The following is a 15878-nucleotide window of genomic DNA, read 5'->3' on the forward strand; positions in this document are numbered from 1 at the left end:
TACGTGTGCGTAGTGACGTGTTGGTGTGTCATACTCGATGTGAGAAGTATTAATTGTAATACCACGCTCACGCTCTTCTGGAGCGTTATCGATTTGTGCGAAATCTTTAACGTCACCGCCGTATGTTTTAGACAATACAGCTGAGATAGCTGCAGTTAAAGTTGTTTTACCATGGTCAACGTGACCGATGGTGCCCACGTTTACGTGAGGCTTATTACGTTCAAACTTAGCTTTTGCCACGATATATTCCTTTCTTTTCAGAAGTGCTCGGCAAAACCGAGCAATATAACATTTATGCCGTAACCATTATTAGTTACGAGATTCTATAATCGCTTTTGCAATGTTTTGCGGCGCATCAGTGTACTTCAAAAACTCCATAGAGTATGAGGCACGACCTTGAGATGCTGAACGCAAATCAGTTGCATAACCAAACATTTCAGACAAAGGTACTACCGCATGGACAAGTTTAACACCTGCGATGCCATCATCCATACCTTCTATTATGCCACGACGGCGGTTTAAATCACCAACAACATCGCCCATATAATCTTCAGGGGTAGTCACTTCAACTTTCATACAAGGTTCGAGCAACACAGGGTTTGCTTCTAACGCACCCTTTTTGAAGCCCATAGAACCTGCAATTTTGAATGCCATTTCATTTGAGTCCACATCATGATATGAACCATCAAATAAGGTGACTTTCACGTCAAGCACAGGGAAACTGGCTAATACACCATTTTTCATCTGTTCTTGAATACCTTTGTCAACTGCAGGGATAAATTCTCTAGGAACAACACCACCTACAATTTCGTTAACAAACTCGTACCCTTGCCCTTCTTCTAAAGGCTCAATCTTCAACCATACATGGCCAAATTGACCACGACCGCCAGATTGACGTACGAACTTACCTTCCACTTCTACACTAGAACGAATAGTTTCACGATAGGCAACCTGAGGTTTACCTACGTTACACTCAACATTAAATTCACGACGCATACGGTCTACAATGATGTCTAAGTGTAATTCACCCATTCCGGAGATCAATGTTTGAGCAGACTCTTCATCAGTCTCGACTCTGAACGATGGATCTTCTGCTGCTAATTTTTGCAGCGCAATCCCCATCTTATCTTGGTCGGCTTTAGAGCGAGGCTCAACGGCAATGGTAATTACGGGTTCAGGGAACTCCATGCGCTCAAGAATCACTTTGTGATCATTATCGCAAAGAGTATCACCCGTTGTTACTTCTTTTAATCCAATAGCCGCAGCAATATCACCAGCGCGTACTTCTTTTAATTCAGTGCGGTCGTTAGCGTGCATTTGCACCATTCGACCAATACGTTCACGTTTCTGTTTAACAGAGTTGTAAACTGCAGCACCAGATTCAAGTACACCGGAATAAACACGGATAAAGGTTAAAGTTCCAACAAATGGATCAGTCGCAATTTTAAACGCTAATGCCGCAAATGGAGCATTATCATCAGATGGACGTTCTACTTCTTTTTCGTCAGTATCAATACCTTTAATTGCAGGTACGTCAATTGGCGCAGGTAAGAAGTCAACTACCGCATCTAATACTGCTTGGACACCTTTGTTCTTGAAAGCAGAACCACAGGTTGCCAAAACAATTTCGTTATTAATAGTGCGTTGACGCAGAGCTTGTTTGATTTCACTTTCTGACAATTCACCTTCTTCTAGGTATTTGTCCATCAGTTCTTCAGACGCTTCTGCCGCTGATTCCACTAGATACTCATGCATCTCTGCTGCTTTATCAGCAAGATGTGCAGGAATTTCTTCATAAGTGAAGCTTACCCCTTGGTCTTCATCAGACCAATTGATCGCTTTCATCTTAATTAAATCAATAACCCCCTTGAACTCATCTTCTGCACCAATATTCAAATGAATAGGAACACAAGTTGCGCCAAGACGATTACGGATTTGGTCAACAACACGATCGAAATCTGCACCAGCACGGTCCATTTTGTTAACAAATACTAAGCGTGGTACGCGATATTTGTCAGCTTGGCGCCATACGGTTTCAGATTGAGGCTCTACACCTGATGAACCACAGAAAACTACAACTGCGCCATCAAGAACACGTAGAGAACGCTCAACTTCAATTGTGAAGTCAACGTGACCTGGGGTATCGATGATATTAATGCGGTGTTCAGTGAACTGAGCATCCATACCACGCCAGAAAGTGGTAACAGCAGCTGAGGTAATTGTAATACCACGCTCTTGCTCTTGTACCATCCAGTCCGTTGTGGCGGCGCCATCATGCACCTCACCAATTTTATGAGACAGACCGGTATAGAACAGAACACGTTCTGTAGTGGTAGTTTTACCTGCATCCACATGAGCACAAATACCGATATTACGATAACGCTCAATTGGGGTTGTACGAGCCACGATTATACCCTCTCAACTAAAGCCAATGGCTTTAGTAATATCAACAATATGGAGCGGGTTATTGCCCGCTCCATTATATTACCAACGGTAATGAGCAAAGGCTTTGTTAGCTTCAGCCATGCGATGCACGTCTTCACGCTTCTTAACTGCAGTACCTTTGTTTTCAGATGCATCTAGCATTTCACCTGCTAGACGTAAAGCCATAGATTTTTCACCACGCTTACGCGCAGCTTCAACTAACCAGCGCATCGCTAGTGCGTTACGACGCACTGGACGAACTTCGCATGGTACTTGATAAGTTGAACCACCAACACGACGAGATTTAACCTCGACTGATGGGCGAACGTTATCAAGTGCTGCTTCAAGGATAGTTAGATGATCTTCGCTTTTCTTTTCAGCGACAACATCTAATGCCTTGTAGATAATTTTTTCAGCAGTCGACTTTTTGCCGTCCTGCATAATGACGTTGATGAACTTAGCCAACAACTCACTGTGAAACTTTGGATCTGGTAGGATTTTACGTTGTCCTACAACGCGACGTCTTGGCATATCAATTCTCCGTATGCTTCAGGTATTTCCAAAACTGGAATGTCAAATAAATACTAGCTTGGCCTTACTTTAACGGGATACGTTAAGACTTAGGACGCTTAGCACCGTACTTAGAACGGCCTTGGCGACGAGTAGTCACGCCAGCACAGTCTAATGCGCCACGAACAGTGTGGTAACGCACACCAGGTAAGTCTTTAACACGACCACCACGGATTAGGATAACACTATGTTCTTGCAAGTTATGGCCTTCACCACCGATGTACGAAGTTACTTCGAAACCGTTAGTTAGACGCACACGAGCTACTTTACGTAGTGCAGAGTTAGGTTTTTTAGGTGTTGTAGTGTACACACGAGTACAAACACCACGTTTTTGTGGGCACGCATTTAACGCAGGCACATTAGTCTTTTCGACTTTTGGCGCGCGTGGCTTACGTACCAACTGGTTTACAGTTGCCATGTATAGCTCCGACAGTTGAATTACTCAACGATAAGGTGTGAAAAATCTATATCCCACAATGGTGGGACGCGGAATTTTAGAAAGGTAATGGCTGTCTGTCAAGAAATAGCCAACTTTTGATCGAAATTTGAATAAAAAAGGCGCCAAAGGCGCCTTTTTTTAACAGAATTGCAACTTAATCTTGGCTTCCGGCAAGATTTAGTAGATCTGCTAGGTTCTGTTCAGCTTCGCTTGCGGTCACAGTTGGAGCCTCAACTTCGCCCGATGCCGCAGTTGCACGAACTTCGTTGCGGTTCTTGTGATAAGCATAACCTGTACCTGCTGGGATCAAGCGGCCTACGATTACGTTTTCTTTCAGACCACGTAATTGATCGCTCTTACCACCAACGGCAGCTTCGGTTAGTACACGCGTTGTTTCTTGGAACGACGCCGCTGAAATGAATGACTCAGTCGCTAAAGAAGCTTTAGTAATACCGAGTAATTCACGTTCAAACGTTGCAGGGATCTTACCTTGCGCTTCAAGTTCGCGGTTTGCGATCTTAACGCGAGAGACTTCTGCTTGTTCACCTTCTAAGAACTCACTGTCACCAGCTGAAGTGATAATACACTTACGTAGCATCTGACGGATGATCACTTCGATATGCTTATCGTTGATCTTCACACCCTGTAGACGGTAAACATCTTGTACTTCGTTCACAATGTAGTTTGCTACATGGTGAATACCGCGAAGACGTAGAATGTCATGTGCCGCTTCTGGGCCGTCAGCAATAACTTCACCGCGTTCAACTTTTTCACCTTCGAACACGTTTAAATTACGCCACTTAGGAATCATCTCTTCATAGTGATCGCCACCATCAGCTGGAGTAATCACTAGACGACGCTTACCTTTGGTTTCTTTACCAAACGAAATGGTACCAGAGATTTCTGCAAGAATTGCAGGCTCTTTTGGCTTACGTGCTTCGAACAAGTCAGCAACACGTGGTAGACCACCGGTAATATCGCGAGTTTTAGACGATTCTTGTGGAATACGTGCTAATGCATCACCAACGTTGATTTGCGCGTTATCGTCTTTCGACACAATCGCGTTACCAGGTAAGAAGTACTGAGCTGGTACGTCGGTACCAGGAATCATTAAGTCATTACCATTAGCATCAACTAGGCGAATAGCTGGACGCATTTCTTTACCTGCTGATGTACGAGCACCTACGTCTAGTACTACAACAGAAGAAAGACCAGTTAGTTCGTCTGTTTGACGTGTCATTGTGACACCATCAATCATATCAACAAACTTCACGCTACCCGCTACTTCAGAAATAATTGGGTGAGTATGTGGATCCCAGTTAGCGATGATTTCGCCAGCTGCAACTTCACTATCTTCCAATTTCTCTAACACGGTACCGTAAGGCACTTTGTAACGCTCTTTCTCACGACCTAGCTCATCAATGATGGCAATTTCAGAAGAACGAGAAACAATAACTAGCTTGCCGTCGATGTTAGAAACATGCTTCGCATTGTGTAACTTCAGAGAACCTGCATTCTTAACTTGAACGTTGTTTTCTGCTGAAGCTCTCGATGCTGCACCACCAATGTGGAAGGTACGCATGGTAAGCTGTGTACCTGGCTCACCAATTGACTGTGCTGCAACAACACCAATGGCTTCACCATGGTTAATGATGTGACCACGTGCTAAGTCACGGCCATAACATGCCGCACACACACCGAAGTCTGTATCACAGGTAATTACACTGCGAACAATTACTTCATCAACACTGTTTTCTTCTAACTTATCACACCACTTTTCATCTAAAAGTGTATTGCGAGGAGCTAGAACTTCTTCAGTACCAGGCTTTAATACGTCAACAGCAACAACACGACCAAGAACACGTTCGCGTAATGGCTCAACAACATCACCACCTTCAATAAGCGGCTTCATTGTTAGACCGTGTTCAACGCCACAATCGTCTTCAACAACCACTAAATCTTGTGCAACGTCAACAAGACGACGTGTTAAGTAACCAGAGTTAGCTGTCTTCAATGCGGTATCGGCAAGACCTTTACGCGCACCGTGAGTAGAAATAAAGTACTGAAGTACGTTTAGACCTTCACGGAAGTTAGCCACAATCGGAGTTTCAATGATTGAGCCATCTGGCTTAGCCATCAGACCACGCATACCCGCTAACTGACGAATCTGTGCAGCACTACCACGAGCGCCCGAGTCAGCCATCATATAGATGCTGTTAAACGAAGCTTGTTTTTCTTCAACGCCATCACGGTTAATCACTGTCTCAGTAGACAGGTTTTCCATCATCGCTTTAGAAACTTTTTCGTTAGCACTTGCCCAGATATCGATAACTTTGTTGTATCGCTCACCGGCAGTTACAAGACCAGATTGGAACTGTTCTTGAATTTCTAACACTTCAGCTTCTGCATCAGCAACTAACGTGTACTTCTCTGCTGGGATTTCCATGTCGTCAATACCCACTGACGCACCAGAAATAGTCGCAAAGCGGAAACCGGTATACATTAATTGGTCAGCAAAGATAACGGTATCTTTAAGACCTAATTGACGATAACAAGTATTCAATAGCTTAGAAATTTGCTTTTTACCCATGTTCTGGTTAACCAGATCAAAAGATAAACCTTCAGGCAAAATTAGCGATAACAAAGCACGACCAACGGTTGTATCAACGATACGGGTCGCTTTTGTTCTTTCGCCATCATCAGCAATTGATGTTTCAGTAATACGTACTTTTACGCGAGCGTGTAATTCTGCCGCACCTGTAGCATAAGCTTTTTCAACTTCTGCAACTGATGCGAAAGCCATACCTTCACCTTTACCGTTAATACATTCACGGCTGGTGTAGTACAAACCTAATACAACGTCTTGAGACGGAGTAATTACAGGCTCACCGTTAGCAGGTGACAAAATGTTGTTGGTCGACATCATTAGCGCACGAGCTTCTAATTGAGCTTCAAGCGTTAATGGTACGTGTACCGCCATTTGGTCACCGTCGAAGTCAGCGTTGTACGCTGCACAAACTAACGGGTGTAATTGAATTGCTTTACCTTCAATAAGAACAGGCTCAAATGCTTGAATACCTAGTCTATGAAGTGTTGGTGCACGGTTAAGCATCACTGGATGTTCACGAATCACTTCGTCTAATACATCCCATACTTCAGCCTGTTCACGCTCAACCATTTTCTTAGCAGCTTTAATCGTTGTCGCTAAACCACGACCTTCTAACTTGCCATAGATAAATGGTTTGAATAACTCAAGCGCCATCTTCTTAGGAAGACCACACTGATGTAGACGTAAAGTAGGACCAACGGTAATTACCGAACGACCTGAATAGTCAACACGCTTACCAAGTAAGTTCTGACGGAAACGACCTTGCTTACCTTTGATCATGTCAGCCAAAGATTTCAGTGGGCGTTTGTTAGAACCGGTAATAGCACGTCCACGACGTCCGTTATCTAAAAGCGCATCAACAGACTCTTGTAACATACGCTTTTCGTTACGTACGATAATGTCTGGAGCAGCTAGGTCTAAAAGACGTTTTAGACGGTTGTTACGGTTGATTACACGACGGTATAGGTCGTTCAAATCAGACGTAGCAAAACGGCCGCCATCTAGTGGTACTAGTGGACGTAAATCAGGTGGAAGAACCGGTAATACTTTTAGAATCATCCACTCAGGCTTGTTACCTGAAGTAAAGAATGCTTCCATTAACTTCAGACGCTTAGTCACTTTCTTGCGACGCGTTTCTGAGTTAATTGACGGTAGTTCTTCACGCATTTGTTCAATTTGTTGCTCAAGATCAATAGCACGTAGCAATTCTAAAACTGCTTCTGCACCCATCTTAGCTTCGAACTCATCACCGTATTCTTCTAACGCATCTAAATACGTTTCTTCGGTTAACATTTGGCCGCGCTCAAGCGTGGTCATGCCAGGCTCGATAACAACAAATGATTCGAAGTACAGTACGCGCTCAATGTCACGTAAAGTCATATCAAGCATTAAGCCGATACGAGACGGTAATGATTTTAAGAACCAAATGTGTGCAACTGGGCTAGCTAGCTCGATGTGACCCATACGCTCACGACGTACTTTAGTTTGGGTTACTTCAACGCCACACTTTTCACAAATTACACCACGGTGCTTAAGACGTTTGTATTTACCACACAAACATTCGTAATCTTTAACTGGACCAAAGATACGCGCACAGAATAAGCCTTCACGCTCAGGCTTAAATGTACGGTAGTTAATGGTTTCTGGCTTTTTAACTTCACCAAAAGACCAAGAACGGATTAGGTCAGGCGAAGCCAAACCAATTTTAATACCGTTAAATTCTTCAGTCTTGCTTTGCTGTTTAAGAAACTTTAATAAGTCTTTCACGTTTCTCTCCTGAAGGAGTTAAACCGGGTGCTTCACACTAGGCAAAGCACCGTTGGGTTACCAAACATTGCTTAAAAGCGATGCTTACTCTTGATCCAACTCGATATTTATACCGAGTGAACGGATCTCCTTCAGCAATACGTTGAAGGACTCTGGCATGCCAGGTTGCATCTGATGGTTACCGTCGACGATGTTCTTATACATCTGAGTACGACCGTTAACGTCATCCGACTTAACTGTTAGCATTTCTTGAAGAGTATAAGCAGCACCATATGCTTCTAGTGCCCATACTTCCATCTCACCGAAACGCTGACCACCAAACTGAGCTTTACCGCCCAATGGTTGTTGAGTTACTAAGCTGTACGAACCGGTAGAACGGGCGTGCATCTTGTCATCAACTAAGTGGTTCAGTTTAAGCATATACATGTAACCGACAGTTACTTTACGCTCAAATTCGTTACCGGTACGGCCGTCGTATAATGACAACTGGCCAGAAGCTGGTAGGTCTGCAAGCTCAAGCATTTGCTTGATCTCTTTCTCTTTTGCACCGTCAAACGCTGGCGTTGCAATCGGTAGACCACCTTTAAGGTTTTTAGCAAGACGTAAAACTTCATCATCAGAGAATGAATTAATATCCACTTTCTGAATCACTTCATCGCCTAACTCGTAAACTTGTTTGATGTATTCACGAAGCTCTGCAAGTTCACGTTGCTCTTCAAGCATAGCCGTGATCTTGTTACCAATGCCTTTCGCTGCCGCACCCATATGAACTTCAAGTACCTGACCGATGTTCATACGCGATGGTACACCCAATGGGTTAAGTACGATGTCTACTGGGTTACCAGTTTCATCATATGGCATGTCTTCGATAGGACAAATCTTCGAGATAACACCTTTGTTACCGTGACGACCCGCCATTTTATCACCAGGCTGGATAGTACGTTTAACTGCTAGGTAAACCTTAACAATTTTTAGTACGCCAGGTGCTAAATCATCACCTTGAGTGATCTTACGACGTTTGATTTCAAACTTCTTATCGAAATCAGCACGCAACTCTTCATGTTGCTCAGCTAACTGCTCTAATTCAGTTTGTTTCGTTTCGTCATCAATCACTTGGATCAATAGGTCTTTACGTGGGATCTCAGCTAACTTAGCTTCAGAGAAACCAGCAGAAAGTAACAAGTTACGTGCACGGCCTAATACGCCGTCTTCAAGAATCTTGAACTCTTCACCTAAGTCTTTACGTGCTTGGCGAACATGCATGTCTTCAATTTCTAAAGCACGCTTGTCTTTTTCAACGCCGTCGCGAGTAAATACTTGAACATCAATAATAGTACCTTTAACTGAGTTAGGTACACGTAAAGAACTATCTTTAACGTCTGATGCTTTTTCACCGAAGATAGCACGCAATAATTTCTCTTCTGGGGTTAACTGTGTCTCACCTTTAGGTGTCACTTTACCCACTAGAATATCGCCACCTTTTACTTCTGCACCAATGTAAACGATACCTGACTCATCTAATTTAGATAAAGCAGACTCACCTACGTTTGGAATATCAGCAGTAATTTCTTCACTACCTAGTTTAGTATCACGAGCAATACATGATAATTCTTGGATGTGAATAGTGGTGAAACGGTCTTCTTGAGCTACACGCTCAGAAATTAAAATCGAGTCTTCGAAGTTGTAACCATTCCAAGGCATGAATGCGATGCGCATGTTTTGACCAAGAGCCAAATCACCTAAGTCAGTTGATGGACCATCAGCTAACACGTCACCACGAACCACTGGCTCGCCAACGAAACAACAAGGACGTTGGTTAATACAAGTGTTCTGGTTAGAACGGGTGTATTTAGTTAGGTTATAAATGTCGATACCTGCCTCACCCGGAGTCAGTTCGTCTTCATTTACTTTAACAACAATGCGGCTTGCATCTACATAGTCAATCACACCGCCACGTTTAGCGGCAACAACTACGCCAGAATCGACTGCTAGAGTACGCTCAATACCGGTACCAACTAACGGCTTATCAGCACGTAAAGTCGGTACTGCTTGACGTTGCATGTTCGCACCCATCAATGCACGGTTAGCATCATCGTGTTCTAAGAATGGAATTAATGACGCAGCAACAGAAATAATCTGTTGTGGCGAAACGTCCATATACTGAACATCAGCAGCACGCATAAAGGTAGACTCACCTTTATGACGACAAGCAATTTGCTCTTCAACCATACGGCCTGCAGAGTCAACTTCAATGTTAGCCTGTGCAATTACATAACGGCCTTCTTCGATTGCTGATAAGTATTCAACTTCATCAGTAATCACACCATCTACCACTTTACGGTATGGTGTTTCTAAGAAGCCATACGAGTTAGTACGCGCAAAGCTAGAAAGAGAGTTAATTAGACCAATGTTTGGACCCTCAGGGGTCTCAATTGGACATAAACGACCATAGTGAGTTGGATGTACGTCACGTACTTCGAAACCAGCACGCTCACGTGTTAAACCACCAGGGCCTAAAGCAGAAATACGACGCTTATGCGTTACTTCTGACAATGGGTTGTTTTGGTCCATAAACTGCGAAAGCTGTGAAGAACCGAAGAATTCTTTCACTGCCGCAGAAATTGGCTTAGCGTTAATTAAGTCTTGAGGCATTAACTCGTTTAAGTCGCCTAAAGATAGACGCTCACGAACGGCACGCTCAACACGAACTAAACCAACACGGAATTGGTTTTCAGCCATCTCACCCACGCTACGAATACGACGGTTACCTAAGTGGTCAATATCGTCGACTTCATCATAGCCATTACGGATTTCGATGATTTTCTTCATCACAGAAACGATGTCTTCTTTCGACAATACGCCTGTGCCTTCGTCTTCTGCAATTTCAAGACGACGGTTGAACTTCATACGACCTACTTTTGATAAGTCATAACGTTCTTCACTGAAGAATAGGTTTTGGAATAAACCTTCGGCTGCATCTTTGGTTGGTGGCTCGCCAGGACGCATCATACGGTAGATTTCAACTAATGCTTCTAAGCGGTTAGTTGTAGAATCAATACGTAATGTGTCAGCAATATAAGCACCGTGGTCAAGATCATTGATAAATAATGTATCAATGTTCTTAATGCCTGCTAAAGATAAGTTAGCAAGATCTTCTAATGAGATTTCGCTATTAGCAGTAACAAGAACTTCGCCTGTATCTTCGTCGATATAATCTTGTGCAGCATACTTACCAACAATGTATTCAACTGGCACTTCAAGCTCAGTTGTGTTGGTTTTTTCTAACTGACGAATATGACGCGCAGTGATGCGACGACCGGCTTCAACAAGTAAGTTACCTTCAGCATCTTTAATGTCATAGCTAGCTGTTTCGCCACGTAAGCGATCAGGCACTAACGACATGACTAAAGAGTCTTTCTTAATCTTGAACTCAATACGTTCAAAGAATAAGTCTAAGATATCCTGAGTAGAATAATCTAATGCACGTAAGATGATAGTCGCTGGTAATTTACGACGACGGTCAATACGTACAAATAATGCATCTTTAGGATCGAATTCAAAGTCAAGCCATGAACCACGGTAAGGAATAATACGTGCGTTATAAAGCACCTTACCAGATGAGTGGGTTTTACCACGGTCATGATCAAAGAATACGCCTGGACTACGATGTAACTGAGAAACAATTACACGTTCAGTACCATTAATTACAAACGTACCATTTTCAGTCATCAATGGGATATCACCCATGTAGACTTCTTGTTCTTTAATGTCTTTTACTGTGCCAGCTGCCGCTTCACGATCAAACAACACCATGCGTAATTTAACGCGTAGTGGAGCAGAATAAGTGACACCACGGATCTGACATTCTTTCACATCAAATACTGGCTCGCCTAGTTTGTAGCTGACATATTGCAGCTCCGAGTAACCAGAAAAGCTCTTGATAGGAAAAACGCTACGAAATGCCGCTTCAAAACCGCGTTCACCCGTAGGATCTTGATCGGTGAACTTCTTAAAAGAGTCTAACTGGATAGACAATAAATAAGGGATGTCCAAAACTTTTGGACGCTTACCAAAGTCTTTGCGAATACGCTTCTTTTCAGAATAGGAGTAAACCATGGGTTTCCTCTACTTACGAAATGTGACCAAGACTGAAATAAATTTAATTAAATCAGCACGTTTGCCCGTCACCGTTGTCGCAAGAACCTAACCAGTAATCTCTGCTAGGAACTGCTAAAACTGGCGATAAACGGTGAATAAAAATCGCCTGCGCCTAGAGCGCAAAAAAGGCCGACGGTTAAAAAACCGCCAGCCTTCACCCAATTGCTTGGGTGACGTAAGTTAATTAAAACTTACTTAACTTCAACAGCAGCGCCTGCAGCTTCTAAATCAGCTTTAAGTGCTTCAGCTTCTTCTTTAGAGATAGCTTCTTTAACAGCTACTGGAGCAGATTCTGCCATAGCTTTAGCTTCTTTAAGACCTAAGCCAGTTGCGCCACGTAGAGCTTTAATTACAGCAACTTTGTTGTCGCCGTGTGAAGTAAGAACTACGTCGAACTCTGTTTGTTCAGCAGCAGCAGCGCCAGCGTCACCGCCAACAGCAACAGCAGCAGCAGCAGCAGATACGCCGAACTTCTCTTCCATTGCTTCGATTAGTTCAACAACTTCCATTACAGACATAGCTGCAAAAGCTTCTAAAATTTGATCTTTAGTGATAGACATTAGAAATATTTCCTATTGTTCTGAATTCAATATTATTAAGCGGCCGACTTAAAATTAAGCGGCTTCTTCTTTTTGATCGCGAAGGGCGGCCAATGTACGTACAAACTTGCCAGCAGATGCTTCTTTCATAGTCATCATTAACTGAGCTAGTGCTTCGTCGTATGTTGGTAGTTTCGCTAAACGATCAATATCAGCTGCAGGGATGAATTCCCCTTCAAAAGCTGCACCTTTAACTTCAAACTTGTCTTGCTCTTTAGCAAAGTCTTTTAAAAGACGTGCTGCGGCACCTGGGTGCTCGCTAGAGAAAGCGATTAAAGTTGGGCCAGTAAACGATTCTGCAAGGCATTCAAATGAAGTACCTTCAACAGCACGCTTAGCTAGTGTGTTACGTACTACACGTACATAAACACTATTTTCGCGAGCTGCTTTACGCAGACCGGTCATGGCACCTACAGTTACGCCGCGTGAATCGGCAACAACTGCAGAAAGTGCACCTTTGGCAACTTCGTTGACTTCAGCAACAATTGCCTTTTTGTCTTCGAGTCTTAATGCCATTGGCTTTACTCCTGGATTCTACCTAGGGATAACCCCTAGTATTTACCAAACCAAATACAACATGTAGATGGTTACTTACGGTGCAGAGTGTCCAGTAAAAAAATTTAGCTGGGGCCTGACACCGTCTACGCAGGAAATTAAGTGTATCTGTTGATAAACACCTGCGGTCTTGGACGGAAGCCTACATTTTTAAGCAAAAACACAGTTTTATGATTAAAAATCGGCTTCAACCCACAAAGTGCGCGCATTATAGACTAATACACGCATTTTGTAAAATTACTTAATGTCTTCCAAGGTAGCTTGGTCAACTGCAACACCTGCACCCATAGTGGTAGAGATGCTGACTTTCTTAACATAGACACCTTTAGCAACTGCAGGCTTAGCCTTTTTAAGAGCAGCAACTAATGATTCTAAGTTTTCTTTTAACTGTTCAGCACTGAAATCCACTTTACCGATAGTAGTGTGGATAATACCGTTCTTATCGTTACGGTAGCGTACTTGACCTGCTTTTGCATTTTTAACTGCGTCTGCAACGTTAGGCGTTACAGTACCAGTTTTAGGGTTAGGCATTAAACCACGTGGGCCTAAGATTTGACCTAACATACCAACAACGCGCATAGCGTCTGGAGATGCAATCACAACGTCAAAGTTCATTTCGCCAGCTTTAACTTGCTCAGCTAAATCTTCCATACCCACTAGTTCAGCGCCAGCTTCTTTAGCAGCTTCAGCGTTTGCACCTTGAGTGAATACAGCAACACGAACTTCACGACCAGTTCCGTGTGGAAGTACAGTAGCACCACGCACGTTTTGATCTGATTTACGAGGATCGATACCTAGGTTTACAGCTACGTCTACACTTTCAACGAACTTAGCAGTTGCTAATTCTTTTAAAAGAGCCACAGCTTCGTTGATGTCATACAACTTAGTACCATCAACTTTTTCGCGGATTACGCGAGCGCGCTTAGTTAGCTTTGCCATTATATTAGTCCTCTACTACCAAACCCATTGAACGTGCAGTACCTTCAATTGAACGCATCATAGCTTCAACATCAGCACCAGTCATATCAGCGGCTTTAGTTTCAGCAATTTCCTGAACTGCGCTGCGCTTGATAGTTCCCACTTTTTCAGTGTTAGGACGACCTGAACCAGATTTCAAACCTGCTGCTTTTAGCAATAGGAAAGACGCTGGAGGAGTCTTAGTTTCGAAAGTGAAAGAACGGTCGTTATATACAGTAATAACAACAGGAATCGGCATACCTTTGTCGAACTTTTCAGTACGAGCGTTGAATGCTTTACAGAATTCCATGATGTTCACACCTTTTTGACCTAAAGCAGGACCAACTGGTGGAGACGGGTTTGCAGCACCGGCTGCTACTTGTAGCTTAATATAAGCTTCAATTTTCTTTGCCATGTCGACATTTCCTCTATTTGGGTTCAAACGCATCTCGGCGACATGCCAATCTGCTCCCCTGAAAACAACGGGTGCGGATTATACAAAAATCCACACCCGCAAACAATCAATTTTTTGTGGTTATTTTAATCAGCTTTTCTCAACCTGATTAAAATCTAGCTCTACAGGTGTAGAACGACCGAAAATCATTACAGAAACCTTAATACGGTTCTTGTCATAATCAACTTCTTCAATAGTGCCATTGAAGTCAGCAAAAGGACCATCACATACACGGACCACTTCACCTGGCTCAAACATAACGCGGTGAGTTGGTGATGTAACAGTGTCTTCAAGACGCTGTAAAATTGCATTCGCTTCTTTGTCTGAAATCGGCGCTGGACGGTCAGATGTACCACCAATGAAACCCATTACACGTGGAATGCTTTTCACTAAGTGCCAGCTTTCGTCATTCATTTCCATTTGTACTAATACATAACCTGGAAAGAATTTACGCTCACTTTTACGACGTTGACCCGCACGCATCTCAACCACTTCTTCTGTAGGTACTAAAACCTCACCGAAGTAATCTTCCATGCTGTGCATTTTGATATGCTCAAGCAGTGTTTTACAAACACGACCTTCATAGCCTGAAAAGGCTTGGATCACATACCATTTTTTCTTTGCTTCTGTAGCTTCAGTCATTTTTAAATGCCTATACGCCTGTAATAAAATTCACAACTCGCAACAAAATTGCGTCTAAGCCCCAAAGGACTAATGCAACAACACCTGTTGCAGCAAGCACGATAAATGTCGTGGTCATCGCTTCTTGGCGAGTTGGCCAAATCACTTTACGCACTTCAATATGTGCTTCACGAGCAAATGATAGCGCTTGCTTACCTTTTACGGTTTGAAAAGCAATGAAGCCTGCAATTGCAAAAGTAACAATTACACCTGCTACGCGAGCGACTACACTAGCTTCAGCAAAAACTTGGTTAGCAATAACGGCAGCTGCTACTAGCAGAAGCGCTACGCCCCATTTTACAATATCCAAAGGGTTACTTTGGTTTTCTGTACTTGTTGTCATCGGTTAATTCCGTTACTCACTACGACCTGAGCCTAGCAACAGTTAACTGTTACTTCATTTCCGAGATACTGCCCAGAAACCTTATCAGCACAGGGTCAAAAATCGGCCATAGATTGTATTCTTATTCAGCTTTATTCGCAACATGACTGGCAATGTTATCCACAGAAATCAGCAAAAAAATATCAAAATTGCCCAATAAAACCATTAAAAACAAAAAAGGAAGCCGAAGCTTCCTTTTTTAGTGTGAACTAAAGTCGCGATTAAGCGATGATTTTAGCTACAACACCAGCACCTACTGTGCGGCCACCTTCACGGATAGCGAA

Annotated in this window: 12 protein-coding genes; all 12 read right to left on the minus strand. The window is 43.1% G+C overall.

Annotated features, from left to right (window positions below; translation table 11 throughout):
* Positions 1-240: GTP-binding protein (locus tag L2672_RS17075; protein WP_248997046.1), on the minus strand; the 240-nt coding region annotated here is incomplete at its 3' end.
* Positions 241-309: 69 nt separating this feature from the next.
* Entirely contained in the window at positions 310-2406 is a 2097-nt protein-coding gene (gene fusA / locus L2672_RS17080) for an elongation factor G (RefSeq protein WP_248997047.1), read from the minus strand.
* Positions 2407-2484: 78 nt separating this feature from the next.
* A complete protein-coding gene (rpsG, locus tag L2672_RS17085; RefSeq protein ID WP_188843842.1) occupies positions 2485-2955 on the minus strand; it encodes a 30S ribosomal protein S7 in 471 nt (156 codons plus the stop codon).
* An 82-nt stretch (positions 2956-3037) separates the two neighbouring features.
* Positions 3038-3412 carry a 30S ribosomal protein S12 gene (rpsL, locus tag L2672_RS17090; protein ID WP_025823559.1) on the minus strand — a complete coding sequence of 125 codons (375 nt, stop codon included), beginning with the start codon at positions 3410-3412 and terminating at the stop codon, positions 3038-3040.
* A 175-nt stretch (positions 3413-3587) separates the two neighbouring features.
* Positions 3588-7808: a DNA-directed RNA polymerase subunit beta' gene (gene rpoC, locus L2672_RS17095; protein WP_248997048.1), complete on the minus strand. Its 4221-nt coding sequence runs from the start codon at positions 7806-7808 to the stop codon at positions 3588-3590.
* An 84-nt stretch (positions 7809-7892) separates the two neighbouring features.
* Positions 7893-11924 carry a DNA-directed RNA polymerase subunit beta gene (rpoB, locus tag L2672_RS17100; protein WP_248997049.1) on the minus strand — a complete coding sequence of 1344 codons (4032 nt, stop codon included), beginning with the start codon at positions 11922-11924 and terminating at the stop codon, positions 7893-7895.
* 233 nt (positions 11925-12157) lie between these two features.
* Positions 12158-12526 carry a 50S ribosomal protein L7/L12 gene (rplL, locus tag L2672_RS17105; RefSeq protein WP_248997050.1) on the minus strand — a complete coding sequence of 123 codons (369 nt, stop codon included), beginning with the start codon at positions 12524-12526 and terminating at the stop codon, positions 12158-12160.
* Between the two features lie 54 nt (positions 12527-12580).
* A complete protein-coding gene (rplJ, locus tag L2672_RS17110) occupies positions 12581-13081 on the minus strand; it encodes a 50S ribosomal protein L10 (RefSeq protein ID WP_248997051.1) in 501 nt (166 codons plus the stop codon).
* Positions 13082-13357: 276 nt separating this feature from the next.
* Positions 13358-14059 carry a 50S ribosomal protein L1 gene (gene rplA, locus L2672_RS17115; protein WP_248997052.1) on the minus strand — a complete coding sequence of 234 codons (702 nt, stop codon included), beginning with the start codon at positions 14057-14059 and terminating at the stop codon, positions 13358-13360.
* Between the two features lie 4 nt (positions 14060-14063).
* Positions 14064-14492 (minus strand): 50S ribosomal protein L11, encoded by a 429-nt coding sequence (gene rplK, locus L2672_RS17120; protein WP_055026515.1) that lies wholly within the window; start codon positions 14490-14492, stop codon positions 14064-14066.
* Between the two features lie 129 nt (positions 14493-14621).
* Entirely contained in the window at positions 14622-15173 is a 552-nt protein-coding gene (nusG, locus tag L2672_RS17125) for a transcription termination/antitermination protein NusG (protein ID WP_248997053.1), read from the minus strand.
* A gap of 10 nt (positions 15174-15183) precedes the next feature.
* Positions 15184-15555 (minus strand): preprotein translocase subunit SecE, encoded by a 372-nt coding sequence (gene secE, locus L2672_RS17130; protein ID WP_248997054.1) that lies wholly within the window; start codon positions 15553-15555, stop codon positions 15184-15186.
* Between the last annotated feature and the right edge of the window lie 323 nt (positions 15556-15878).

Origin of the sequence: Shewanella gaetbuli, assembly GCF_023284065.1 — a bacterium.
Taxonomy (GTDB): Bacteria; Pseudomonadota; Gammaproteobacteria; order Enterobacterales; family Shewanellaceae; genus Shewanella; species Shewanella gaetbuli.

Bases quoted from the DNA above. Each gene is read 5' to 3' on its own strand.
- rpsG (WP_188843842.1), bottom strand. From the start codon at position 2,955: ATGCCAAGACGTCGCGTTGTAGGACAACGTAAAATCCTACCAGATCCA.
- rpsL (WP_025823559.1), bottom strand. From the start codon at position 3,412: ATGGCAACTGTAAACCAGTTGGTACGTAAGCCACGCGCGCCAAAAGTC.
- rpoB (WP_248997049.1), bottom strand. From the start codon at position 11,924: ATGGTTTACTCCTATTCTGAAAAGAAGCGTATTCGCAAAGACTTTGGT.
- rplL (WP_248997050.1), bottom strand. From the start codon at position 12,526: ATGTCTATCACTAAAGATCAAATTTTAGAAGCTTTTGCAGCTATGTCT.
- rplJ (WP_248997051.1), bottom strand. From the start codon at position 13,081: ATGGCATTAAGACTCGAAGACAAAAAGGCAATTGTTGCTGAAGTCAAC.
- rplA (WP_248997052.1), bottom strand. From the start codon at position 14,059: ATGGCAAAGCTAACTAAGCGCGCTCGCGTAATCCGCGAAAAAGTTGAT.
- rplK (WP_055026515.1), bottom strand. From the start codon at position 14,492: ATGGCAAAGAAAATTGAAGCTTATATTAAGCTACAAGTAGCAGCCGGT.
- nusG (WP_248997053.1), bottom strand. From the start codon at position 15,173: ATGACTGAAGCTACAGAAGCAAAGAAAAAATGGTATGTGATCCAAGCC.
- secE (WP_248997054.1), bottom strand. From the start codon at position 15,555: ATGACAACAAGTACAGAAAACCAAAGTAACCCTTTGGATATTGTAAAA.